The sequence below is a fragment of the Achromobacter pestifer genome (genome assembly GCF_013267355.1).
Classification (GTDB): domain Bacteria; phylum Pseudomonadota; class Gammaproteobacteria; order Burkholderiales; family Burkholderiaceae_B; genus Achromobacter; species Achromobacter pestifer_A.
On the sequence record NZ_CP053985.1, the window covers coordinates 2957429 to 2980507 of the forward strand.

The window sequence follows — 23079 nt, forward strand, 5'->3', positions numbered from 1 at the left end:
TTCAGCCTTGCTGGACCGGGGCACGCGTGTGCCAGTCCGTCACTTGTTGGTAGCGGTCGGCGATGGCCAGCAGGCGGCCTTCGTCGAAGTAGTTGCCGATGATCTGGAGGCCTACCGGGCGGTTTCCGCCCGCGCCGCCGAAGCCGCAGGGGATGGACATGGCGGGCAGTCCGGCCAGGCTCACGCCCAGCGTATAGACGTCGGCCAGCCAGTCGGCCGTGGGATCGTCGCGGTTGTCGCCGATGTTCTTGGCCACGGTGGGCGTCACCGGGCCCATGATCACGTCGCACTGGTCGGCATAGGCGCGCTGGAAGTCCTGCGCGATCATCCGGCGCAGGCGCTGCGCCTGCAGGTAATAGGCGTCGTAGTAGCCGTGGGACAGCACGTAGGTGCCGATCAGGATGCGGCGCTTGACCTCGTCGCCGAAGCCTTCGGCGCGCGAGCGGCTGATCATTTCGTTCAGGTCGCCGTACTGGGCGGCGCGATGGCCGTAGCGCACGCCGTCGTAGCGCGCCAGGTTGCTGGACGCTTCGGCGGGGGCGATGACGTAGTAGGCGGGGATGGCCAGCTCGGTGCGCGGCAGCGACACCGGCACGCGCACGGCGCCCAGCGCCTCGAACTGGGCCAGCGCGGCTTCGACCGCGGCGGCCACGTCGGGCGCCAGGCCGGCGCCGAAGTACTCGGCGGGCACGCCGATGCGCAGGCCCTTTAGCGGCTGGCTGCCGGCGGCGTCGAAGCGGCCTTGGGCGGCCTCGAAGTCGCGCCGCACGCGGCCGGGCGCGTTCGTGGCGGCATCGCATTTTTCCAGGCTGGTGGCGTCGCGCGGGTCGAAGCCGCTGATGACGTCCAGCAGCTCGAGCAGGTCGCGGGCGCTTTCGGCCAGCGGGCCGGCCTGGTCCAGGCTGGAGCCGAAGGCCACCATGCCGTAGCGGGACACGGTGCCGTAGGTGGGCTTGATGCCGCTGACGCCGCACAGGGCGGCGGGCTGGCGCACCGAGCCGCCGGTGTCGGTGCCGGTGGCGGCGGCCACCAGGCGGGCGGCCACGGCGGCGGCCGAACCGCCCGAGGAGCCGCCGGGCACGGCGGCGTGGTCCCAGGGGTTCTTCACCGCGCCATAGGCGGAGTTCTCGTTGCCGGAACCCATGGCGAATTCGTCGCAGTTCAGTTTGCCGAGCGATACGGCGCCGGCCTCGCCCAGGCGTTCGACGACGGTGGCGTCGAACGGGCTGACGTAGCCCTCGAGCATCTTGCTGCCGGCGGTGGTGCGCCAGCCGCGGGTGACGAAGGCGTCCTTGTGGGCGATCGGGATGCCGGCCAGCGGGCCGGCCGAGCCGGAAGCCAGCGCGGCGTCGGCCGCGCGAGCCTGGGCCAGCGTTAATTCGGCGTCAATATGTAAAAAGCAATTCAGGCTGCTGGCCGCTTCGGCGGCCGTCAAGGCGCTTTGGGCGAGCTCGACGGCGCTGATCTGGCGTTGCGCAAGGGCCGCGCGCAGGGCGGCGATCCCCTTGAATTGGGTGTGCAGAGCGGGTTTCGACATGACTTAATCCAGGACCTTGGGAACCAGGAACAGGCCTTCCTGGGCATCGGGAGCGTTGGCCAGCAGTTCCTGCCGGCGGGCCTCCGAGCTGGGTTCGGTCACGGCATCTTGCCGCAGGCGCAGCACGATATCCTCGTGGGCGGACAGCGGGTGGGCCAGGGGTTCGACCCCCTGGGTGTCGACGGACTGGAGCCGTTCGATCAGGTGAAGGATGCCGTTGAGTTCGGCCTGCGCGAGGGTGCGCTGGTCGGGGGTCAGTTCGATTCTGGCCAGCCGGGCAATGCGGGCCACATCTGTGTCATTGAGCGCCATGGGGGATTGCAAATCGATAAGCGAAGGCCGAAGGGCGGGACGGGGCAGTATGCATATGCCAAACCCGTTACAAAGCTTGAATAGCCTGCATTTATGCGCTATTTCCGGGGAAATTATAAGTTATGATTCACGGTTTAATCGCCGTGATGACAGGCGGACCCGTTGTTTTACGGGCCCTACGCCCCGCGGCATGTACCTCATTCCCCCCAGAATTTAGCTGAGCTCCCATGTTCGGATTCCTGCGCAGTTATTTTTCCAGTGATATGGCGATCGATCTCGGTACCGCCAATACACTGATCTACGTCCGCGGCAAGGGCATCGTGCTCGATGAACCCTCCGTGGTCGCAATCCGTCATGAAGGCGGGCCTCACGGCAAGAAGATCATCCAGGCCGTCGGCCGCGAAGCCAAGCAGATGCTTGGCCGAGTTCCCGGCAATATAGAGGCCATCCGGCCCATGAAGGACGGCGTCATCGCCGACTTCACGGTCACCGAGCAGATGCTAAAGCAGTTTATCCGCATGGTGCACCCCCGCAACATGCTGGCGCCCAGTCCGCGCATCATCGTCTGCGTGCCCTGCGGCTCCACCCAGGTCGAACGCCGCGCCATCCGTGAATCGGCCTTGGGCGCGGGCGCGTCCCATGTCTTCCTGATCGAAGAACCCATGGCTGCGGCCATCGGCGCCGGCCTGGCCGTCTCCGACGCCAGCGGCTCCATGGTGGTCGACATTGGCGGCGGCACCACCGAAGTAGCGGTCATTTCGCTGGGCGGCATGGTCTACAAGGGCTCGGTGCGCGTCGGCGGCGACAAGTTCGACGAGGCCATCGTCAACTACATCCGCCGCAACTACGGCATGCTGATCGGCGAACCCACCGCCGAACTGATCAAGAAGGAAATCGGCTCGGCGTTCCCGGGATCCGAAGTCCGCGAGATCGAGGTCAAGGGCCGCAATCTGGCCGAAGGCGTGCCGCGCAGCTTCACGGTCTCGTCCAACGAGATCCTGGAATCGCTGACGGATCCGCTGAACCAGATTGTCTCCGCCGTGAAGATCGCGCTGGAACAGACGCCGCCCGAACTGGGTGCCGACATCACCGACAAGGGCATCGCCCTGACCGGCGGTGGCGCGCTGCTGCGTGACCTGGACCGTCTGTTGCAGGAAGAGACTGGCCTGCCCGTTGTGGTGGCCGACGATCCCCTGACCTGCGTCGTGCGCGGTTGTGGCGAGGCGCTGGAACACCTTGAGAAACTGGGCGCCATCTTCATCAACGACTAATTTTGCCCGCCAGCCCGGAGCCCCTCTTTTTCACGGCTCCGGCCGCTGCCGGAGCGGCGGGCGCGGGCGTCCGGGCTGAGATTCATGCAACGACAAGGGACTCCTCCCCTATTCAGGCGCGGCCCACCTGCGGAGGTGCGGCTGGTCGTTCTGGTCATTCTTGCTTTGGCCCTGATTGTCATGGATTCGCAATGGCGCATGCTGGAACCGGCGCGCAAGGCGATATCCGTGGCGCTCTATCCGTTCCAGCGCGCCGTCATGGCGCCGCGCGACCTGGTCCAACAGGTGAACGAATGGGTCAACGCCGCCAACCTCATCCGTAGCGAAAACGAAGCTCTGCAGCGTCAGCGCATCGAACTGGCCCAGGTGACCTCGCACGGCGCCCAATTGGCCGCGGAGAACGCGCAGTTGCGCCGCCTGCTCGGCGTGACCGACACCGTGGCGCAATCTGCCGTGGTGGTCGAGGTCATGTACGAACCCACCAACGCGTTCACGCAGCGCCTGGTGTTCAACAAGGGCAGCAAGGCCGGCCTGGCGCCAGGCATGCCGGTGATCGACGAAGGCGGCGTGGTCGGGCAGATCGTGCGTGTTACGCCGATGACCGCCGAGGCCGCGCTGGTCACCGACGAACAGGTATCCATTCCCGTACAGTTGCTGCGCAACGGCTTGCGCCTGATCGCGTTCGGCGGCAATTCGCCAGGCAAAATGGAAGTCCGTTACCTTGCAGCCAATGCCGACATCAAGGAAGGCGATACTATCGTCACCAGCGGCGTCGGCGGCCTGTTCCCGGCCGGTTTGCCCGTGGCCAAGGTGACCTCGGTCGAACGCGATACCGCCTCCGGCTTCGCGCGCGCCGTCTGCGAACCGCTGGCTCATCCCGAACGCTATCGCCACTTCCTGGTTTTGCAGGTGGATGTGGAGCGTGCCGAGTCCAACCGTCAGGAGGTCGATTCCGGTGGATCGGACTAATCAATCTTCGGGGCAGGCCAGGCGCCGCCTGGGCACCCCCAGCAATGTGCAGCCCGACCGCCTGTCCGGCCCGGCGCACGGCGTGTTCGTTTGGGGTACGGTGCTGCTGGCGTGGCTGGTGTCCCTGTTGCCCTGGCGCTTGTGGCAGGGCGCACCCGACGTGCTGCTGCTGATCATCGCCTTCTGGTGCGTGCACGAGCCGCGCCGGGTAGGCCTGTTCACCGCGTTCTTCTTCGGCTTGCTGATGGATGTGCATGACGCCGGCCTGCTGGGCGAGCACGCGCTGTCCTACACGCTCGTCGCCTACGGCGCCGTGGTGCTGCATCGGCGGCTGCAGCGGTTCGATCTCTGGAGCCAGGCGATGCACATGCTGCCTGTGTTCTTCATCGCCCGCTTCGTGACCCAGATCATCCATGCGTGGCTGGCCGGCAAGTGGCCGGGTTGGGACTGGGGCGTGAGCGTGCTCCTGACCGCCGCCCTCTGGCCGCTGGCGGGCTGGGTCTTGCACTTGCCGCAGCGCGGTGTCGACGACGCCGAGTCTTCCTCCGCCTGACGGCGGCGCAGCGTCATGTTTGAATTCAAGAAAACCGGCCAGCAGCAGAAGCAGCGTTTCCGCCTGCGCGCCTGGGTGGGCGGGCTGTTCGCGCTGGCCTGCTTCGGCGTGCTGATCGGGCGGTTCTGGTATCTCCAGGTCGACCGCTACGAAGGCCTGTCCGAGCGCGCCGACCGCAACCGCATCGCGGTCGTGCCCATCCCGCCGCGGCGCGGCGAGATCCTGGACCGCAACGGCGAAGTGCTGGCGCGCAACTACCGCACCTATACGCTGGAGGTCGTGCCCGCCCATGCCGGCAACCTGAGCCAGCTGTTCGAACGCCTGACCGAAGTCGTGTACATCAGCCCGGCCGACCAACGCCGCTTCAAGCGCCGCGCCGCCGAGTCCAGCCGCTACGCCAGCCTGCAGCTGCGCAACAATCTCAACGAAACCGAGGCCGCGTGGTTTGCCGCGCATTCCTTTCAGTTCCCGGGCGTGGAGCTGCGCGCGCGCTGGGTGCGCGAGTACCCGCAGGGCGCATCGGCGGGCCATGTGGTCGGCTATATCGGCCGCATCGCCGAAGGCGACAACGAAGAACTGGAGCGCGCCGGCCAGTTGGGCAACTACCGCGGCACCGAGGTCATAGGCAAGAAGGGCATCGAGAAAACCTGGGAAGAGCAGCTGCACGGCCGCACCGGCCTGGAAGAAGTCGAAGTCACCGCGGGCGGGCGGCCCATGCGCACGCTGCGCCGCATTGATCCGGTGCCCGGCTCCGACATCATGCTGTCGATCGACATGGGCCTGCAGAAAGTGGCCGAACAGGCGTTCGAGGGTCAGCGCGGCGCGCTGGTCGCCATCGACCCCGACACGGGCGAGGTGCTGGCCTTCGTCTCGCAGCCTTCGTTCGACCCGAACCTGTTCGTGGACGGCATCGACGTGGACAACTGGCGCATGCTGAACGAATCGCCGGACCATCCGCTGATCAACCGGCCACTGTACGGCACCTATCCCATCGGTTCGACCTACAAGCCTTTCGTGGCCCTGGCTGCGCTCGAACTGGGCAAGCGCCGCGCCACCGACCGCATCTCCGACCCCGGCTACTACGAATTCGGCGGCCAGAAGTTCCGCAACGCAGGCGGTGCCGCCTACGGCATGACGGACATGCACAAGGCCATTGTCGTGTCGTCCGACACCTACTTCTATTCGCTGGGCCCCGAGATCGGCGTGAACGCGCTGCACGATTTCACCAAGCAGTTCGGCTTCGGCCAGATCACCGGCATCGACCTGGAAGGCGAAAAACGCGGCGTGCTGCCCTCGACCGACTGGAAGCGCTCGGCCTACAAGGACAAGGACCGCCAGCGCTGGTACGCGGGCGAAACCATTTCCGTGGCGGTGGGTCAGGGCTATAACGCCTTCACGCTGCTGCAACTGGCGCAAGGCACCTCCACGCTGGCCAACAACGGCCTGTACCGCCGTCCGCACCTGGTGCACGCGGTGCGCGATCCGCGCACCGGCGTGGCCAAGCCGACCGAGTCCGCGCCCGACTACCGCATTCCCCTCAAGCAGGCCAACGTGGACGTGATCAAGAGCGCCATGGCGGACGTGGTGCGTGCCGGTACGGCGCGGCGCGCGTTCGCCAACACGCCTTACCAGGCGGCCGGCAAGACCGGCACCGCGCAGGTGTTCAGCCTGCGCGGCGGCCACTACCGCGCCAGCGCCATCGACGAGCGCCTGCGCGACCATGCCCTGTTCATGGGCTTCGCGCCGCTTGAGCATCCCCGCATCGCGGTCGCGCTGATCGTCGAGAACGCCGGCTGGGGCGCCAGCGTCGCCGCGCCGGTCGCGCGCAAGGTGTTCGACTATTGGCTGGCCAAGGACCGCCAGGACAAGATCGTGCGGCCCGAGCGCGCCGACCCCCTGGCCTCGGTCGAAGAAATCGCTTCCGACGTGGTGCGCCAATAATGAAACGCCTGGGCCTCATTCTGCTACGCGTGTTCACGGCCTTCGATTGGCCGCTGCTGGCGATCCTGTTGATGTTCGCCGCGCTCGGCATGACGGTCATGCATTCCGCGGTGGGCGGCACCGACTGGCGCTTTGCCGAACAGTCGCGTAATTTCATCATCGCTTTTTTCGCGATGTGGATCATGGCCTTGATTCCGCCCAAGTGGCTGATGAAGCTGGCCTTGCCGTTTTACGTGGTGGGGGTGGTGCTGCTGCTGGGCGTGGAGTTCTTCGGCGAAACCAGCAAGGGCGCGACCCGCTGGCTGAACCTGGGCGTGACCCGCATCCAGCCCTCCGAGATGATGAAGATCGGCGTGCCCATGATGCTGGCCTGGTACTTCCAGCGCCACGAGGGCGCGGTCCGCATCCGCGACTTCCTGGCCGCCGCCGCCATGCTGGCCGCGCCCTTCGGCTTGATCGTGCTGCAGCCTGACCTGGGCACGGCGCTGCTGGTGTTCGGCGCCGGCTTCTTCGTGATCTACTTCGCGGGCCTATCGTTCAAGCTGCTGGTGCCGGTCATGCTGGCTGGCATCATCGGCATCGGCACACTGGTCTATTACGAAGACCAGCTCTGCGAGCCCGAGGTGGACTGGGTGGTGCTGCATGACTACCAGAAGCACCGGGTGTGCACACTGCTGAATCCCAGTTCCGATCCCTTGGGCAAGGGCTTCCATACGATCCAGTCGATGATCGCGGTGGGCTCGGGCGGGATGTACGGCAAGGGCTACATGAAGGGCACGCAGACCCACCTGGACTTCATCCCCGAGCGCACCACCGACTTCATCTTCGCGGTGTATGCCGAGGAGTTCGGGTTGTACGGCGGGATTGCGATCCTGGTGCTGTATGGGCTGATGATGGCGCGCGGATTGACGATCGCGTCGCGGGCGTCTTCGCAGTTCGGCAGGCTGCTTGTCGGGGCGCTGACGATGATGCTGTTCATCTATGTATTCGTGAACGTGGGGATGGTGACGGGGATCCTGCCTGTGGTGGGGGTGCCGTTGCCGTTCATGAGCTATGGGGGGACGGCTTTGTTCACCATGGGGATTGCGTTTGGGATCATGATGAGTATTAGTCGGCATCGGTCGGCTAAGACTTGATCTTGACCGTTTGCTGGGCATTCTTGGGGCAGGCTCGGTCTTCTTCGTAGGTCGCCCGTCGTCGCGGGCGGCGTGGCGGCTCGCGCCCACGATTGCGGTCCGGAGCGTTCGCTCCGGACTTCCCCGTCGTCATCTTCGTCCAGGCCTACGGCCTTCCCTTCAGATTCCCTCGGGCGCATCGAGGTTGCGAGCCGCCACGCCGCCCGCGGCGACGGGCTGCCGCCGTCTTGGCTTGGTGCGCTGCTAGGGCCGTGGACGGTGGCGAGTCTTTTGCTGCCCGTCATTTCCGGCCGCGCGGGCGGCCGGAAATGACATACGTGATTTTTGGAATTTTGATGGTGTTCGCTGTCGCGAATGCGGACAGTCGTTTGCTGATGTCATCGCCGTCTGTGGGTGGGGCGGTGATGGGTGGCGCGCGGCACGCAGCGGTTTGCGCTTGAAGACTTTCTCGCGCGCGCCCCCCATCCGGCACCGTGGCTTAGCGTCGGCGATGATCAACGGCCTGGTGACATTCAGTCATGAGCAGCGGCCCTCGAGGTGTTAAATGCTGACGGGTGCCTCACGCGCGCGCAGCGCCATCCTCAACCGCAAGGCACCGCGGAAGCCTCGGAAGGCCGCCCGCGCGGCCGGCCCGAGGCGAGCCCCGCAAGATCCTCGCCATACCCCCACCCGTTGCCAGAACGCCAAGCACACGATTCGCCCCAGCCGACGTCAGATTGCAGCTAAACGAGCCCGTCGCGTCGGTGGCCCGCCATGCGCGGGGCGTCGATAAGCCCGAGGGAATCTGAAGGAACCGCCGAAGGCGGTGACGAAGATGACGAAGGGGCAGTCCGGAGCGAACGCTCCGGACCGCAATCGTTGCCCCGCGCATGGCGGGTCACCGACGCGACGGGCGTCTTAAGAACCTACGACGCCCGTCAGCAAGCAGAACCTCAAGAAGGCAACGCCTCAGGCACCCCAAGGTCGACGGCCAGCTTGGTCAAACCGTCCCAGATCCGGCTATCAAACGTCAGCGTATCCTCGTTCAGCGCGCGGTTGCGGGCTTCGTACTCGCCCGGATACTGCACGCCTTCGACGCCCGGTTGCGGCTTGCAGGCGTGCAGGTAGTCGATGAACGCGCCCACCTCCATCGACCGCCAGTCAGTATTGAAGTCCACCTGCGGATCCAGCAGCAGCGCGAACATATTGTTCGTCGCTACGCCAGTGCGCGGATGTTGCGGCTGGATCGTGCCGCCGCCGGACAGCACGCCGGCCAGCAGCTCGGCCACCAGGCCCAGCGCGTAGCCCTTGTGGCCGCCGAACGGCAGCAGGGCGCCGGGCGGGTCGGTGAACAGCGCGTTGGGATCGGTGGTCGGGTTGCCCTGGGCGTCGATCAGCGAGCCCGGGGGGGCTTCCTCGCCCTTGGCGGCCAGCACCCGCGCCTTGTTGACGGCGATCGAGCTGGTGGCCATGTCCACCAGGAACGGCGGACGGCCGCCGGGCAGCGGGCCGGCGAAGCACAGCGGGTTGGTGGTCAGGCACGCCTGCGCGCCGCCGAAAGGCGCCACGGTCGGCGAGCGGTTGATCACGTTGGTGAAGGCCAGCAGGATCAGGCCCTTGGCCGCCACCAGTTCCCCGTAGTGGCCCATGCGGCCCAGGTGATGGCTGTGGCGCAGGGTCAGGATGCACTGGCCGTGCTCCTGGGTGCGCTCGATGGCCTTCTCGATAACGACCTTGCCGACATACTGGCCCAGCCCGTGGTGGCCGTCGTAGGCCAGCATCGCGCCGCGATCGTTGATCAGTTCGGGCCGGCCGTCGGCCTGGGCCAGGCCCTCGGACAGCACGCGCCGGTAGTTGGTCAGGATGGACAGGCCATGGCTGGTGTAGCCCACCCGGTCGGACTCGACCAGGTGCTCGGCCACGTCGCGGGCGATGTCCTCGGGCACGCCCTGGGCCGTCAGCACGCGGCGGCCGTATTCATTGGCTTGGGCGATCGAAATTTTCATGATGCGACCTCCTTACAGCCAGCCCAGCCAGCGCCAGTAGGTCATGCCCATCAGCAGCATCAGCAAGTAGCCGACGATGGTGACGATGATGCCGACCTTGGCGAACTGCTTGGCGTTGAAGGTTTCCGTACCCAGGCACACCATGTTCTGCGGCGCGTTGATGGGCAGGATGAAGCCGTAGCTGACGACGAAGCCCAGCAGCATGGTCATGCCCAGGCGGCTGAAGTCGCCCGGCAGCGTGGCCAGCACCGAGATCAGGATCGGCAGCATGGCCGAGGTCAGCGCGGTGGCGCTGGCGAACCCCAGGTGGATGATGATGAGGAAGGCCGCCAGGACCGCGAAGATGGCCAGCGGTCCCAGGTGATCCAGGCCGGTGTGCGCCACGACCTGGTTGCCCAGCCATTGGCCGGCCTGGGTCGTCAGCAGGGCGGTACCCAGGCTGATGCCGACGCCGAACACGATCACGGTGCCCCATGGGATGCGCGATTGCACGTCTTTCCAGGTCATCACGCCAAAGCGCGGCAGCAGCAGCAGGACCAGGCCGAAGTAGGTGGTGGACGTGGTGTCGAACTTGTGCAGCTTGCCTTCGGTCGACCAGAACAGCAGCAGCATGAGCGACACGGCCATCAGGCGCTTTTGCGCGCCGGTCATGGGGCCCAGTTCAAGCAGCGACTTCGCGACGGCTTCCTTGCCTCCCGCGATGCTGTCGCTTTCCGGCGGCAGCAGCTTGAGCACGACGGCGATCAGCACGGCCGACATGATCAGCGACCAGGGGGCGCCGGCGATCAGCCAGTCCGACCACGCCACGCGTTCGCCCAGCATCTTTTCCATGAAGCCGACGGTCAGCAGGTTCTGTGCGGCGGCGGTCTGGATGCCGACGTTCCAGATGCTGGTGGCTTGCGCCACGATGATCATGATGCCGGCGGCGATGTTGGAGCGCTTGTCCACGCCGAAGGCCGCGATGACGCCCATCATGATGGGCACCACGGCCGCGCTGCGCGCGGTGGCGCTGGGCACGACCAGGCTCAGCACGATGGTCACGGCGATACATCCGATCAGGATGCGGCGCGTGCTGGTGCCTACTCTGGCCAGGGTCACCAGCGCGATGCGCCGGTCCAGCCCGGTGAAGGTCATGGCAGCGGCAATGAACAAGGCGCCGGTGACAAGCGCCAGCGCCGAGTTCGAGAAGCCTGCCAGCGCCATGCTGATCGCGGCCGAGGTGCCATAGATGACTTGCGGGTCTTTGATTGTCGGAGCCGTGCCCAGCAGGAAGGCCATCAGCGTCGTGATCATGATCGCGCTGGCTTCGTAGGACACGGCTTCGGTAATCCAGACCACCACTGCGAATGCCAGGATGGCCAGCATCCGGTGGCCCGCGACGGGCAGGTCGGCGGGCAAAGGCATCATCAGCACGCCGATCATCACTAGGACGCCGGCAATGAGTCCGATTGGAATTTTGGTTTTCTTTGGGGCTTGCGAGGCAGGGACGGCGGCTTGCGCGGTCATATCCATCTCCGGTTGAGGTCAAACTGCCGACACACCGCCCCGCGAGCAACGGGATAGGTCAAATCGGTGTGTCGACGCTACAGCATGATCGTGACGGCATTGCGGAAAACCCGTATTGATACTGATCAAGCCTGTGGAGATTTGGGCTTGTAGAAAACCTCTGACGGGCATTATGCTCGTCGCCCCGCGCCGCCGGCAAGCAGAGATTGTTGCATATAACAATGCAAATCTATTGAAATAGAGACGGATGGGAAATTAATTAGATCGTGCCGCGATGCTAATCGGCACGGCGAGCAGATGACCCGGCCGCCCGCTCAGCCCAGCGCCAGGCGCAGCTGTTCGTCCAGATGCAGCGTGGGCGCGATGCGCCAGCCGCTTTGGGCATAACGCAGCCAGCGGCCCAGCACCAGATGCGTCAGCAGGCTGGCGTGCGCCGCCACATTGGCCTGCGGCGGCAGGCCGCCATCGGTGACCGCGATGCGCAGCGATTGCTTCAACGACGCCTCGATGCGGTCGTTGATGTGGTTGATGCGTTCCTGCAGGCGGTTGTCTTCCGTGACCAGTGCGTCGCCGGTCAGCACGCGCGTCATGCCCTTGTTGCGTTCCGAGAAGGTCAGCAGCATGGAGACGGTCTGGTGGGCCTGCGTCAGGCCATGGGGTTCGGCGATGGCGATCTGGTTCACCAACGTGAAGATGCTGGTTTCGATGAATTCGATCAGCCCTTCGAACATCTGTGCCTTGCTGGCGAAGTGCCGGTACAGCGCGGCTTCGGAGACTTCCAGGCGCGCGGCAAGCGCGGCCGTGGTGATGCGTGCGGCGTGCGGCTGCTCCAGCATCTCGGCCAGGGTCTGCAGAATCTGGGTCTTGCGCTCGCCGGGTTTGCTCGCCATGGAAGGGTCTGCTCTCGCGCAGGCTTGACGGTGAAGGGGGAGGGGAGGAGCGCGCCGCTATCCCCGCAGGGGGCGTCGGCGTAACAGCAAATCACTGACGGAGTTTACCCGCAAGTCGACGTAGGCCGGCCGCTGCGAACGGCCGCGGGCGAACGGCGTGCCGGGGTGATACACATGGACGGTGCGCAGGCCGGCCTGGCGCGCGCCGCGCAGATTGGCCAGCGTGTCTTCCACCAGCACCGCGTTGCGCGCTTGCACGCCTTCGCGGGCCAGCACGTGGCGCAGCAGGGCGGGCGAAGGCTTGGGCCGGAACTCGCCATGCAGGCGCATGTGCTCGATGGCCCAGAGGCTGTCGAACTGGCGCAGGATCCCAAGGCGCGCGAGCACCGCGCGGGCATAGTGCAGCGGCGCGTTGGTCAGCAGCACCTTGCGGCCCGGCAGCCGGCTCAGCTTGTAGGCCAGCGCCTTCTCCGAGCGCACCAGCGGGCCGACGTCGAAATCGTGGCTGCGGTGCAGGAATTCGTGGGGGTCCACGCCGTGGTGCCGGACCATGCCTATCATGGTGGCGCCGTAGCGCTTCCAGTACTGCGAGCGCAGGCGGTTGGCGGTGTCGATATCGACATTCAGCGCCTCGGCCACGGCCATGGTCATGCCGTGGTCGATCTTGGGGAAGATGGCGTGCGAGGTGTCGTGCAGCGTGTTGTCCAGGTCGAACAGCCACAGGCGTTCGGAAACGCCCGTGGCCGTGCGGCGGGAGCGGCGCACGCGCAGCGCCGGCCGCAGCAGGTAACGCTGTGCCCGCATCAGTGCGAGCTGATCATCGTGCCCACGCCCTGGTCGGTCAGGATTTCCAGCAGCAGGCAGTGCGGCACGCGGCCGTCGACGATGTGCACCGAGTTCACGCCGTTCTTGGCGGCGTCCAGCGCGGACGAAATCTTGGGCAGCATGCCGCCGGAGATCGTGCCGTCGGCGAACAGCTCGTCGATGGTCTGGGCCGACAGGCTGCGCAAGAGCTTGCCGCCCTTGTCCAGCACGCCCGGGGTGTTGGTCAGCATCAGCAGTTTTTCAGCGCCCAGCACTTCCGCCATCTTGCCGGCGACGACGTCGGCGTTGATGTTGTAGGCGGTGCCGTCCTCGCCATAACCGATCGGCGAGATGACGGGGATGAACTGGTCGTCCTGCAGCGCCTTGACCACGGCAGGCTCGACCATGGTGATGTCGCCGACGAAGCCGATGTCGATGGGTTCGGACGGATTGTCCTTGTTGGCCATCAGCTTCTTTTGGGCCTGGATCAGTCCGCCGTCCTTGCCGGTCAGGCCCACGGCCTTGCCGCCGACCTCGTTGATCATCATGACGATGTCCTGCTGGACCTGGCCGCCCAGCACCCATTCGACCACTTCCATGGTCTCGGCGTCGGTGACGCGCATGCCCTGGATGAAGGTGCCTTGCTTGCCGATGCGGCGCAGCGCGTCGTCGATCTGCGGACCGCCGCCGTGCACCACCACCGGGTTCAGACCCACTAGCTTCAGCAGCACGACATCGTGCGCGAAGCTGCGCTGCAGACGCTCTTCCGTCATGGCGTTGCCGCCGTACTTGACCACGATGGTCTTGCCGTGAAATCGTCGGATATACGGCAGTGCTTCAGACAGCACAGCAGCTTTGACAGCAGGAGACGAAACGGCAGCAGGGTCGGGGGTGTCGGTCATGGCAGCTAAGTCGGCAAATATAGGTATGAGTGGTTAGAAAAAATGCCTGCACAAAAACGCGTTCGGGACGCGGTAGCGCAAGCATACGACGGATTGTAGTACCCACAGGTTTCTTATGCTTTAAACCCATGTTCATATGCCCGACAAATAACCGGCATTCAGGTAAATTGGGGGCGATTTCGCAACGGCTCGCCCCGCAAAAGGGGGCGGGGCCACACCGGCAGGGGCATCAGCCCCCGATTTTTACCCATAAAAGAGGCAACACATGCGTTTGAACTTTGTCCGGTCCGCCTTGGCGGCGTCGGTGTTCCTGGTGGCGGCAAATGCCGCCCATGCCGAAAAAATCGTGGTGGGCGCGACGCAGGTCCCCCATGCCGAGATCCTGGAAGTGGTGAAGCCGCAGTTGGCCAAGGAAGGCGTGGAGCTCGACATCAAGGTGTTCAGCGACTACGTGCAGCCCAACCTGCAATTGGCCGACAAGCAGCTGGATGCCAACTTCTTCCAGCACAAGCCGTACCTGGATTCCTTCAACAAGGACCGCAAGGCCACGCTGGTGCCGGTGGCCTTGGTGCACGTCGAGCCCTTCGGCGGCTATTCCAAGAAGATCAAGAGCCTGTCCGAGCTCAAGGACGGCGCCACGGTGGCGATTCCGAATGATCCGTCCAACGGCGGCCGCGCGCTGGTGCTGCTGCAGAAGCAGGGCGTGATCAAGCTGAAGGATCCGTCCAACATCCTGGCGACGGCCGCGGACGTGGTCGAGAACCCCAAGAAGCTGAAGTTCCGCGAACTGGAAGCCGCCATGCTGCCGCGCTCGCTCGATGACGTGGACCTGGCGCTGATCAACACCAACTACGCCCTGGAAGCCGGCCTGGTGCCGACCAAGGACGCGCTGTTCATCGAGGGCGCCGATTCGCCCTATGCCAACATTCTGGTGACCCGCACGGACAACAAGGACGCGCCGGGAATCAAGAAGTTGGTCCAGGCGCTGCACACGCCCGAGGTGAAGAAGTTCATCCTGGACAAGTACAAGGGCGCCGTGGTTCCGGCGTTCTGAGTCCGTCCCAGCCTGATTTCGAAGCCGCCCGTCGATCGGGCGGCTTTTCTTTTTGGGGAGCAGGTAGCTCGTCCCGGGGCAGGGCGAAAAAAACCGCCCGGTCAGGGGCGGTCTGTCGCGGCGACGGCTAGGCGGGGGCTCAGCCTGCCGCCAGGGCCTTTTCCACGGTGGCGTGGAATTCCGCCACGTCGTATTCGCCCAGGTAGCGCTTGATGATGCGCCCCTGCTTGTCAATCAGGAAGGCCGTGGGCGTCAGGCGGATGTCGCCGAAGGCGCGCGCGATGTCGCCCTTGGTGTCCAGGGCCACCGGGAACGGCAGCTTGCGCGTTTCGGCGAAGTTCAGGACGAAGTTGGGCGGGTCGTAGTTCATGGCGACCGCGACGGCCTGGTAGCCCTTGGGCGCGTACTCGTTGTAGGCCGAGATGGTTTCCGGCATCTGCTTCACGCAGGTCACGCAGCTGGTGGCCCAGAACTTGACCAGCACGACCTTGCCGCGCAGGTCCTGCATCGAGAAGGTCTTGCCTTCCAGCGTGGTGAAGGTGACGTCGGGCGCGGTCTGGGCGGGGCGCATGACGAACCAGGCGCCGATGCCGACCGCAACCAGGACGGCCAGTGCGATGATGGCTTTCTTCATTTGATGGGCATGGCCTCTACGCCACTGCTGGTGCCGGCCGCGTTGTCGCTGGCTGTGCCGGCGCCGCTTTCGATGGGCGCTTTGGTTTCCGTGGAAGTGTTGGACTTGGAACCGGTGTTCGACAGCCGGATGGCTTCCTCGCGGCTGATCGTCTCGAACAGTTTAACCACCTTGGCCACGCCGCCGACGTCCGCGGTGGCGTTGGCGGCGTATTCGCCTTCGGCCTGCGTCACCTTGCCCATCAGGTAGACCACGCTGTGGTCGGTCGTGACCGCGATGGTGCCGGACGGCACGTACTTGGTGTTGAGCAGGGCGGTCTTGACCTTGGAGGTCAGCCAGGTGTCGTTGGAGCGGGTGCCGAACGAGGCGATGGGGCCCACGTTCAACTGGTTGATGACCTGTTTGACGTTTTCCACGCCTTGGGCGATGGTGGTGGCCTGGTTCTTGGCTTCTTCGGTGGGCACGTCGCCGGTCAGCAGCAGGTGGCCGCCATAGGCCATGGCATTGACGCGGGCGGTGTCGCCCAGCTTCTGCGAAATCTGGCTTTGCGCCTTGAACGCCATGTTCTGGTCTTCGAGCTGGATGCCGGAGGTGCGGCGGTCCGTCACGACGACCGCGGTGGTGGCGGCCGCGCCGCCCACGATCAGGGGCGCGCAGGCCGTCAGCGAGAGCGCGGCGGTGGATAGCGCCGCGGCGAGCATCAAGGGGCGGGCTGCGGTACGGACGTCAGAAATCATTCGGTGTCTCCAAGCAGAAGAGCGTCAATGCCGTCGCACAGCGCGTGCAGCAGCAGAATATGGACTTCCTGGATGCGCATCGTGCGATCGCTGGGAACACATAGATGGACGTCCATCGGCGTAATGAGTTCCCCCATGACGCCGCCGCCCTTGCCGGTCAAGGCAAGCACGTGCATTTCGCGGGCGCTGGCGGCTTCCATGGCGCGCACCACGTTGGGGGAATTGCCGCTGGTGGATATGGCGACCAGTACGTCGCCGGCCTGGCCGAAGGCGTTGACCTGGCGTTCGTAGATTTCGTCGAAGCCGTAGTCGTTGCCCACCGCGGTGAGGATCGAGGTGTCGGTATTGAGCGCGATGCCGGCCAGGGGCAGGCGTTCGCGTTCGAAGCGGCCCACCAGTTCGGCGATGAAATGCTGCGCGTCGGCGGCCGAGCCGCCGTTGCCGCAAGCCAGAATCTTGCCGTTGTTTGCCAGGGCGCCGAATAGCACGTCCACCGCCACCGCAAGCGGCTCGGCCAGGACGTGCATGCTTTGTTCGCACGCAGCCATGGCGTCGCGAAAGTGCGACGTCATACGAGAGGTCATATCCATGGGCGCGATTATCTCATGGGGCAGTGGCGCGGTTCTGTCCAGGCGTAACGACTGTTAGGCAGGTCGTTACCGGGGCAGGCGTGGGCTTTCGGCCTGCCAGAACGCGTTGCGCAGCCATTGGGGATCGCCCGCCTCGAAGACGACCGCGTCAAAGCGCGCCGCCGGCAGCCTGCCGTGCCAGTGGCGCCGGGCCAGTTCCGGCAGCCAATAGGCTGCGGCGCGCGACAGCCGGGCCTGCTTGTCCGGGCCGATGCTGGCTGCGGCGCCGCCATAGCGGCTGGGGCCGCGCGCGCGGACTTCGACGAACACCAAGGTGTCGCCTTCACGCATGGCCAGGTCGATCTCGCCGGCGCGGGTCTGCAGATTGCGCGCCAGCAGGACCAGGCCCCGCGACTGCAGCAGGCGCAGGGCGGCGTCCTCGTGGTGGTCGCCCTTGCGTTGGGCGGGCGAGCGCCGCGGAGGCGGGCGATCCGCGGGCGCCGCGCGGGCGGATCGGCGCCGGCGCCTGGCGGCGCGGCGGCGGGCCGCCAGGGCCAGTTCGCAGGCCAGTCGCAAGGTGTCATCCGTCATGGGCGCTCCGGAAGTGGCGGGCATAGACGGCTACACTGACATGGTTTCCCGTGTCTGTAGGCTGCAATGAATCAAAATGTCTCACCTCCCCCTGCCGGAGATGCCTGGTCCCGCGTGTCTGAACGCGTGGCGGGGCAGCATTGGCCTGCCTCGACGCTATATGTCGTGGCGACGCCGATCGGCAACCTGGGCGACCTGGGGCTGCGCGCCTGGCACGCTTTGCAGCGGGCCGACGTGATCGCGGCGGAAGACACGCGCGCCAGCCGAGCCCTGCTGGACGCCTGGGGCGTGGGTACGCCGCTCATGGCCGCCCACCGCCACAACGAAGCCGCCGCGGCCCAGGCCATCTGCGAGCGCCTGGCCCAGGGCCAGCGCGTGGCGCTGGTGTCCGACGCCGGCGCGCCTGCCGTCAGCGATCCGGGCGCGCGCATCGTGCGCGCCGCGCGTGAAGCCGGCTTTGGCGTGGTGCCGGTGCCGGGACCCAGCGCCGTCATCGCGGCGCTGATGGGCAGCGGCGTCACCACGGATGAAAACCCGGGCTATGCCTTCGCGGGCTTCCCGCCGCCCAAGACGGTCGCGCGCCAGCGCTGGCTGCGGACTTGGTGTGCCTTGCCCGCGCCCGTGGTGATGTTCGAATCGCCGCATCGGCTCGCGGCCACGCTGGCCGACCTGCTGGAAGTGTGCGGTCCGGACCGCCTCTTGACCGTGGCGCGCGAACTGACCAAGCGCTTCGAGGAGATCGCGACCTTTCCGATGGGCGAGGGAGCGGCCTGGCTGGCCGCGGACTCCCACCGCGAGCAGGGCGAGTTCGTGCTGATCGCGCATGCGCCCGCCGAGCAGGAGGCGGATGAAGAAGCCGATCCGCGCACCGACGCGCTGCTGGACGCCTTGCTGGAGTCGCTGTCGCTGCGCGACGCCGCGCGCGTGGCGGCCAAGGTTTCCGGCATGCCGCGGGACGTGCTGTACAACCGGGCCCTGGCCCGCAAGAAATCGGCGGAGTAAGGCATGGTGTATTCGACTGTCGTGTCCAACAAGCCTGCGGATCCCAACGAACGCCTGGTCTACCGCGATATCCCCACGCCGCTGGGCGACATGCGCCTGGTCGCCAGCCCCAAGGGCCTGCGCGGCGCCTGGTTCAGCGACCAGGAACTATTGCCTTCGGCGGAAGACTGGATTCTCACGCAATCCGATCCCATCCTGGAGCAGGCGCGCCGTGAGCTGGAAGAATGGTTTGCCGGGCAGCGCCGTATTTTCGAGGTGCCGCTGGATCCCGTCGGCACGACTTTCCAGCACCAGGTCTGGCATGCCTTGTGCGATCTGGAGTTCGGCGTGCTGACCAGTTACGGCGCCCTGGCGCGCACCGTGGGGCGGCCCAAGGGCGCCCAGGCGGTCGGCGGAGCGGTCGGACGCAATCCGATCAGCATCATTATTCCGTGTCACCGGATCATCGGCGCGGACACCTCGCTGACCGGCTTCGGCGGCGGGCTGCCGCGCAAGCAGGCCTTGCTGGCGCACGAAGGCAATTTCTACCGCAGCCGCAGCGCAAGCGCGCGCCGGGTGTGCGACGGGCAGGCGGAATTGCCCTGGTAGGCAGGCAGCCCCGCCGGGCTTGAGGCTTACTGCGAGGCGATGCTGGGCAGGATGCCGATGCGGTCCGACACCAGCGGCACGGCGTTCAAGGCGCTCTGCCGGTCGGGGTAGGGGCCGATCTTGACCCGGTAGAGGTTGTTCGTCTGTTCGACCGACGCGGGCGGCGCGCCTTCGGCGCCGAGTTGCGTGTTGATGCGGCTGACCAGCGATTGCGCATTGGCCGACTGGCTGAACGCGCCCACTTGCAGATAGACGCTGCCGATGCCGCCCGCGGCGGGCTGGCGCACCGGGGCCGAGCCGGGGGCGGGTCCAGGCAGGGCTTCGGCGGCGAGCGCCACGGGCACGGCGGCGACCGGCGCCAGCACCGGCGACGAGCCTGTCGCTGACGACGGTTCGGGCTCGGGCGCGGCGGGTGCGCCTTGCGAGGCCAGCCGCCGGATCTCGTCCTGCGGAATGGCTTCCACGACCACCTGGCCGCTGCCGGGACCGATGATGCCCAGCTTGTACGCCGCGACATAGGACAGGTCCATGATGCGGTCGCTGTGGAACGGGCCGCGGTCGTTCACCCGCACGATGATGGTCTTGCCGTTGACCATGCTGGTGACGCGGGCGTAGCTCGGCAGCGGCAGCGTGGTGTGGGCGGCCGTCATGGCGTACATGTCGTAGGACTCGCCGATGGACGTGGAATTGCCGTGGAACTTCTTGCCGTACCACGAGGCGGTGCCGCGCTTCTTGTAGGGCTGGCCGCTGGTGTCCGGCACATAGCGCTGGCCGAACACCACATAAGGCCGGTTCGCGCCGCTGGCGTAGGGTTCGATCCTGGGCACCGCATCGGGCACCTGGTCCAGGTTCGAAGGCGGATTCGCGTCCGGCCCGTCGTCCTTGTAGTACCCGCCGCCCTTCTTGCGTCCGCCGGTGGAGGAACAGCCGGCCACCGCAATGGCCAGCAGCAGCATCATGAACAGGCGGGTCGGGCGGGACAGGGTCATGCGGATTCGTCAGGCAGTTGGGTGCGATGGCGCACCAGCAGCGGGTCGTGGTCGGCAAAGCGCAGCGCCAGCTGTTCGACCACATATACCGAACGGTGCTGGCCGCCTGTGCAGCCGATGGCGACCGTGAGGTAATTGCGGGTGTCTTGCGTGTATTGCGGCAGCCAACGGTTCAGGAAACCGGTGATGTCGTCGATCATCTGCCCCACCAGATCGAAGCCCGACAGCCAGGCGGCCACGGGTTCGTCGCGGCCGGTCAGCGGCCGCAGGTCGCGGTCGTAGTAGGGGTTGGGCAGGCAACGCACGTCGAACACCAGGTCCGCGTCGCGCGGCACGCCGCGCTTATAAGCGAAGGACTCGAAGGTCAGCACCAGCGGTGCGCGGTCGGCCTTGATCAGGTCGCGGATCCAGACGCGCAGTTGGCCGGGCGTCAGGTCCGAGGTGTCGATGACGTGTTCCTGTTCGCGCAGCGGCGCAAGCAGTTCGCGTTCCAGCGCGATGCACTCGGTCAGCGACGGGGCCGTGCCGCCGCGCTGCAGGCGGTCGGTCAGGGGGTGGCGGCGGCGGGACTCGGAGTAGCGCTGTTCCAGCGTCGCGGTGCTGGCGTCCAGGAACACCACGCGCAGGCTGGTGCCCATGGCGCGCAGGGCAGTGACCACGTCGGGCAGTTCGGCCAGTTCGCCGGGGGAGCGGACGTCGATGGCGACCGCGACGCGCTCCATGCCGTCATCCCGGGCGTTGGCGATGAACTCGGTCAGGAACCGTACGGGCAGGTTGTCGACGCAGGTATAGCTCGCGTCCTCAAGCATGCGCAGGGCGACGGACTTGCCTGAGCCAGAGATGCCGGTGACGAGGACGACTTTCAACATGGACATGATTGTGGCACGCTTTTCGAGGACGATGCCGGCGGGATGACATCTGATATGGCCGTAAACTGCCAATCTGCGCCTGTACCGTTTTGGCTCCCCTGGCGTAAGCTTGGGGCCGGATACTCGACAGATTCACATACGCGCCCCGCCGTCATGCGTTTCGGGGGAATGGAATTCGACCTAGATGTTAGCCTTCATTTCCTTTCGTAGTATTTCACTGCCGCGTTTTTGGGCAATTTCCCTACTAGGGGCTGCTGCCGCCTTCCTGGCAGCGCCCGCGCCGGCACAGCCCGCGCCCCAGGAAACCCTGCGCCCGGACACCATGGACGCCCGCGTCGCCGCCTGTACGGCCTGCCATGGCGCGCAGGGCCGGGCCGGCGCCGACGGCTACTATCCGCGCCTGGCCGGCAAGCCCCAGGAATACCTGTACCACCAGCTGCTCAATTTCCGCGACGACCGGCGCCAGTACCGGCCCATGACGCACCTGCTGACCGGCCTGCCCGACGACTACCTGCGCGAGATCGCCGCGTATTTCTCCTCGCAGCATGTGCCGTATCCCGCGCCGACCCGCGCCGAGGTCTCCGCCGCCACCCTGGAGGCCGGGCGCAAGCTGGCCCTGGACGGCGATGCCGCGCGCGGCCTGCCCGCCTGTGCCGCCTGTCACGGCGCCGCCCTGGGCGGCGTGCTGCCCGCCATTCCCGGCTTGCTCGGCCTGCCGCGCGACTACATCGGTGCGCAGATCGGCAGCTGGAAGAACGGCTTGCGCCGCGCGGCCGAGCCTGACTGCATGGCCGACATCTCCAACAAACTCACTCCCCAGGACATCGGCGCGCTGGCCGCGTGGCTGTCCTCGCAGCCCGTCGTGGAACCTTACGCGCCTGAAGCCGCGGGTTCGATACGCCTGCCCGCGGAATGCGGCAGCCAGGCGCAACGGTAAGGGAGAGGCCGGATGTCGCTCATGAAGAAAGTCCTGTCCGTCCTGTTGCTGCTCGTGATCGCCGCCGTGGGCAGCCTCTACTGGCTAGGCACGCGCGACGATGCCAGCACGGGTCCCGCCGCGGCCGCGGCCGACGCCGCAACGCTGGTCGAGCGCGGACGCTACCTTGCGCTTGCCGGCAATTGCATGGCCTGCCACACCAGCCGGGGCGGCAAGGCGCTGGCGGGCGGCACGCCTATCCCCACGCCGTTCGGCACGGTGTACGGCCCGAACATCACGCCCGACGAGAAATCCGGCATAGGCGCGTGGACCGCGGACGATTTCTGGCAGGCGCTGCACAACGGCAAGTCCCGCGACGGCACGCTGCTGTATCCCGCTTTCCCTTACACGGAATACACGCGCGTGACGCGCGCCGATTCCGACGCGCTGTACGCCTATCTGCGTACCGTCGCGCCCGTGCAGCAGCCCAACCGGCCGCCCGAGATGGAATTCCCCTATGACCAGCGGGCGCTGTTGGCCGCATGGCGCGCGCTGTACTTCAAGCCGGGCGTGCAGGAGGCCGATGCGGGGCAATCAGTGCCATGGAATCGTGGCCGCTATTTGGTCGAAGGGCTGGGGCATTGCGCCGCCTGCCATACGCCGCGCAACAGCTTGGGGGGGCTGCGTTCGGCCGACCCGTTGGCCGGCGGCGTGATCCCGGTGCTGGACTGGTACGCCCCGCCGCTTACCAACGACATGGAAACCGGCATGGGCAGATGGTCCGCCGAAGACATCGCAGCTTTGCTCAAGACCGGCATTTCGAAGCATTCCAGCGCCAGCGGGCCCATGGCCGAGGTGGTGCTGGGCAGTACGCAGCACCTGACCGACGCGGACGCGCTGGCCATCGGCATCTACATCAAATCCCTGCCCGCCACGGCGGCTTCAACAGAGCGCACGCGGACGGCTGTCGCGCCGGCGGCCATGGAACTGGGCGGCAAGATCTACCGCCAGCAATGCGTGCAATGCCATCAGTCCGCAGGCGAAGGCAGCGGCACGGCGTGGCCCGCGCTGGCAGGCAATCCGACCGTGACGGCGCCGTCGCCCGTCAACGCCATCCGCATGGTGCTGGACGGCGGCTACGCCCCGGCCACGGCGGCGAACCCGCGGCCGCACGGCATGCCGCCCTTCGGGCAACTGCTCAACGACAGCGACATCGCGATGCTGGTGACGTACATCCGCAATAGCTGGGGCAACGAGGCGGGCGGCGTGACCCCGCTGGAGGTCAAGCGGGCGCGCGCGGCATCGACGTTGAACTGACGCGCGG

At 66.4% G+C, this 23079-nt stretch carries 23 protein-coding genes; 10 read left to right on the plus strand and 13 right to left on the minus strand.

Annotation, left to right across the window (positions count from 1 at the left end):
• Window position 1: 1 nt before the first annotated feature.
• Both gatA and gatC read right to left on the minus strand, forming a co-directional pair.
• A complete protein-coding gene (gene gatA / locus FOC84_RS14370) occupies window positions 2-1537 on the minus strand; it encodes an Asp-tRNA(Asn)/Glu-tRNA(Gln) amidotransferase subunit GatA (RefSeq protein WP_173144990.1) in 1536 nt (511 codons plus the stop codon).
• Between the two features lie 3 nt (window positions 1538-1540).
• Window positions 1541-1849, minus strand: a complete 309-nt coding sequence (gene gatC / locus FOC84_RS14375) for an Asp-tRNA(Asn)/Glu-tRNA(Gln) amidotransferase subunit GatC (protein ID WP_173150155.1) — start codon at window positions 1847-1849, stop codon at window positions 1541-1543.
• Window positions 1850-2076: 227 nt separating this feature from the next.
• Between gatC and FOC84_RS14380 the strand changes: the two genes are divergently transcribed.
• The 5 genes from FOC84_RS14380 to rodA all read left to right on the plus strand — a co-directional run bounded on the left by FOC84_RS14380 (window position 2077) and on the right by rodA (window position 7719).
• The gene (locus FOC84_RS14380) at window positions 2077-3120 is read left to right on the plus strand and encodes a rod shape-determining protein (RefSeq protein ID WP_173144991.1); all 1044 of its coding nucleotides are present in this window, start codon (window positions 2077-2079) and stop codon (window positions 3118-3120) included.
• 84 nt (window positions 3121-3204) lie between these two features.
• Complete coding sequence (gene mreC, locus FOC84_RS14385) at window positions 3205-4089, plus strand: rod shape-determining protein MreC (protein ID WP_173144992.1); 885 nt, start codon at window positions 3205-3207, stop codon at window positions 4087-4089.
• A complete protein-coding gene (gene mreD, locus FOC84_RS14390; RefSeq protein WP_173144993.1) occupies window positions 4076-4642 on the plus strand; it encodes a rod shape-determining protein MreD in 567 nt (188 codons plus the stop codon). Before mreC ends, mreD begins: the two co-directional genes overlap by 14 nt.
• A gap of 15 nt (window positions 4643-4657) precedes the next feature.
• Window positions 4658-6583: a penicillin-binding protein 2 gene (gene mrdA / locus FOC84_RS14395; protein WP_173144994.1), complete on the plus strand. Its 1926-nt coding sequence runs from the start codon at window positions 4658-4660 to the stop codon at window positions 6581-6583.
• Window positions 6583-7719, plus strand: a complete 1137-nt coding sequence (gene rodA, locus FOC84_RS14400; protein WP_173144995.1) for a rod shape-determining protein RodA — start codon at window positions 6583-6585, stop codon at window positions 7717-7719. The genes mrdA and rodA overlap by 1 nt, the downstream gene beginning before the upstream one ends.
• Before the next feature lie 932 nt (window positions 7720-8651).
• On the opposite strand, the gene FOC84_RS14405 is transcribed toward rodA, so the two are convergent.
• The 5 genes from FOC84_RS14405 to argB form a co-directional block, all read right to left on the minus strand.
• Window positions 8652-9704 (minus strand): Ldh family oxidoreductase, encoded by a 1053-nt coding sequence (locus tag FOC84_RS14405; protein ID WP_173144996.1) that lies wholly within the window; start codon window positions 9702-9704, stop codon window positions 8652-8654.
• 12 nt (window positions 9705-9716) lie between these two features.
• Complete coding sequence (locus tag FOC84_RS14410) at window positions 9717-11210, minus strand: DASS family sodium-coupled anion symporter (protein WP_173144997.1); 1494 nt, start codon at window positions 11208-11210, stop codon at window positions 9717-9719.
• 314 nt (window positions 11211-11524) lie between these two features.
• Window positions 11525-12100: a nucleoid occlusion factor SlmA gene (slmA, locus tag FOC84_RS14415; protein WP_173144998.1), complete on the minus strand. Its 576-nt coding sequence runs from the start codon at window positions 12098-12100 to the stop codon at window positions 11525-11527.
• A 57-nt stretch (window positions 12101-12157) separates the two neighbouring features.
• Window positions 12158-12904, minus strand: coding sequence for a pyrimidine 5'-nucleotidase (locus FOC84_RS14420; protein ID WP_173144999.1), 747 nt, complete (start codon window positions 12902-12904; stop codon window positions 12158-12160).
• On the minus strand, window positions 12904-13806 hold the full coding sequence (gene argB / locus FOC84_RS14425) for an acetylglutamate kinase (protein WP_013396740.1): 903 nt from the start codon (window positions 13804-13806) through the stop codon (window positions 12904-12906). The genes FOC84_RS14420 and argB overlap by 1 nt, the downstream gene beginning before the upstream one ends.
• 265 nt (window positions 13807-14071) lie before the next feature.
• Between argB and FOC84_RS14430 the strand changes: the two genes are divergently transcribed.
• Window positions 14072-14860, plus strand: a complete 789-nt coding sequence (locus FOC84_RS14430) for a MetQ/NlpA family ABC transporter substrate-binding protein (RefSeq protein ID WP_173145000.1) — start codon at window positions 14072-14074, stop codon at window positions 14858-14860.
• A gap of 139 nt (window positions 14861-14999) precedes the next feature.
• On the opposite strand, the gene FOC84_RS14435 is transcribed toward FOC84_RS14430, so the two are convergent.
• From FOC84_RS14435 to FOC84_RS14450, 4 genes are all read right to left on the minus strand, one after another.
• Entirely contained in the window at window positions 15000-15494 is a 495-nt protein-coding gene (locus tag FOC84_RS14435) for a peroxiredoxin family protein (protein ID WP_173145001.1), read from the minus strand.
• Entirely contained in the window at window positions 15491-16231 is a 741-nt protein-coding gene (locus FOC84_RS14440; protein ID WP_173145002.1) for a BON domain-containing protein, read from the minus strand. The genes FOC84_RS14435 and FOC84_RS14440 overlap by 4 nt, the downstream gene beginning before the upstream one ends.
• Window positions 16228-16821, minus strand: coding sequence for a phosphoheptose isomerase (locus FOC84_RS14445; RefSeq protein WP_173145003.1), 594 nt, complete (start codon window positions 16819-16821; stop codon window positions 16228-16230). Before FOC84_RS14445 ends, FOC84_RS14440 begins: the two co-directional genes overlap by 4 nt.
• 66 nt (window positions 16822-16887) lie before the next feature.
• The gene (locus tag FOC84_RS14450; protein WP_173145004.1) at window positions 16888-17391 is read right to left on the minus strand and encodes a YraN family protein; all 504 of its coding nucleotides are present in this window, start codon (window positions 17389-17391) and stop codon (window positions 16888-16890) included.
• A gap of 66 nt (window positions 17392-17457) precedes the next feature.
• Between FOC84_RS14450 and rsmI the strand changes: the two genes are divergently transcribed.
• Window positions 17458-18393, plus strand: coding sequence for a 16S rRNA (cytidine(1402)-2'-O)-methyltransferase (gene rsmI / locus FOC84_RS14455; RefSeq protein ID WP_173145005.1), 936 nt, complete (start codon window positions 17458-17460; stop codon window positions 18391-18393).
• A gap of 3 nt (window positions 18394-18396) precedes the next feature.
• Window positions 18397-18981 carry a methylated-DNA--[protein]-cysteine S-methyltransferase gene (locus FOC84_RS14460; protein ID WP_173145006.1) on the plus strand — a complete coding sequence of 195 codons (585 nt, stop codon included), beginning with the start codon at window positions 18397-18399 and terminating at the stop codon, window positions 18979-18981.
• 26 nt (window positions 18982-19007) lie between these two features.
• On the opposite strand, the gene FOC84_RS14465 is transcribed toward FOC84_RS14460, so the two are convergent.
• Window positions 19008-19970 (minus strand): septal ring lytic transglycosylase RlpA family protein, encoded by a 963-nt coding sequence (locus FOC84_RS14465; RefSeq protein ID WP_173145007.1) that lies wholly within the window; start codon window positions 19968-19970, stop codon window positions 19008-19010.
• Window positions 19967-20839: an RNase adapter RapZ gene (rapZ, locus tag FOC84_RS14470; RefSeq protein ID WP_173145008.1), complete on the minus strand. Its 873-nt coding sequence runs from the start codon at window positions 20837-20839 to the stop codon at window positions 19967-19969. The genes FOC84_RS14465 and rapZ overlap by 4 nt, the downstream gene beginning before the upstream one ends.
• A 184-nt stretch (window positions 20840-21023) precedes the next feature.
• Here rapZ and FOC84_RS14475 point away from each other — a divergent pair, with 184 nt between their 5' ends.
• Together FOC84_RS14475 and FOC84_RS14480 are read left to right on the plus strand one after the other, a co-directional pair.
• Window positions 21024-21776: a c-type cytochrome gene (locus FOC84_RS14475; RefSeq protein WP_173145009.1), complete on the plus strand. Its 753-nt coding sequence runs from the start codon at window positions 21024-21026 to the stop codon at window positions 21774-21776.
• Window positions 21777-21788: 12 nt separating this feature from the next.
• Complete coding sequence (locus FOC84_RS14480) at window positions 21789-23072, plus strand: c-type cytochrome (RefSeq protein ID WP_173145010.1); 1284 nt, start codon at window positions 21789-21791, stop codon at window positions 23070-23072.
• The last annotated feature ends 7 nt before the right edge of the window (window positions 23073-23079 follow it).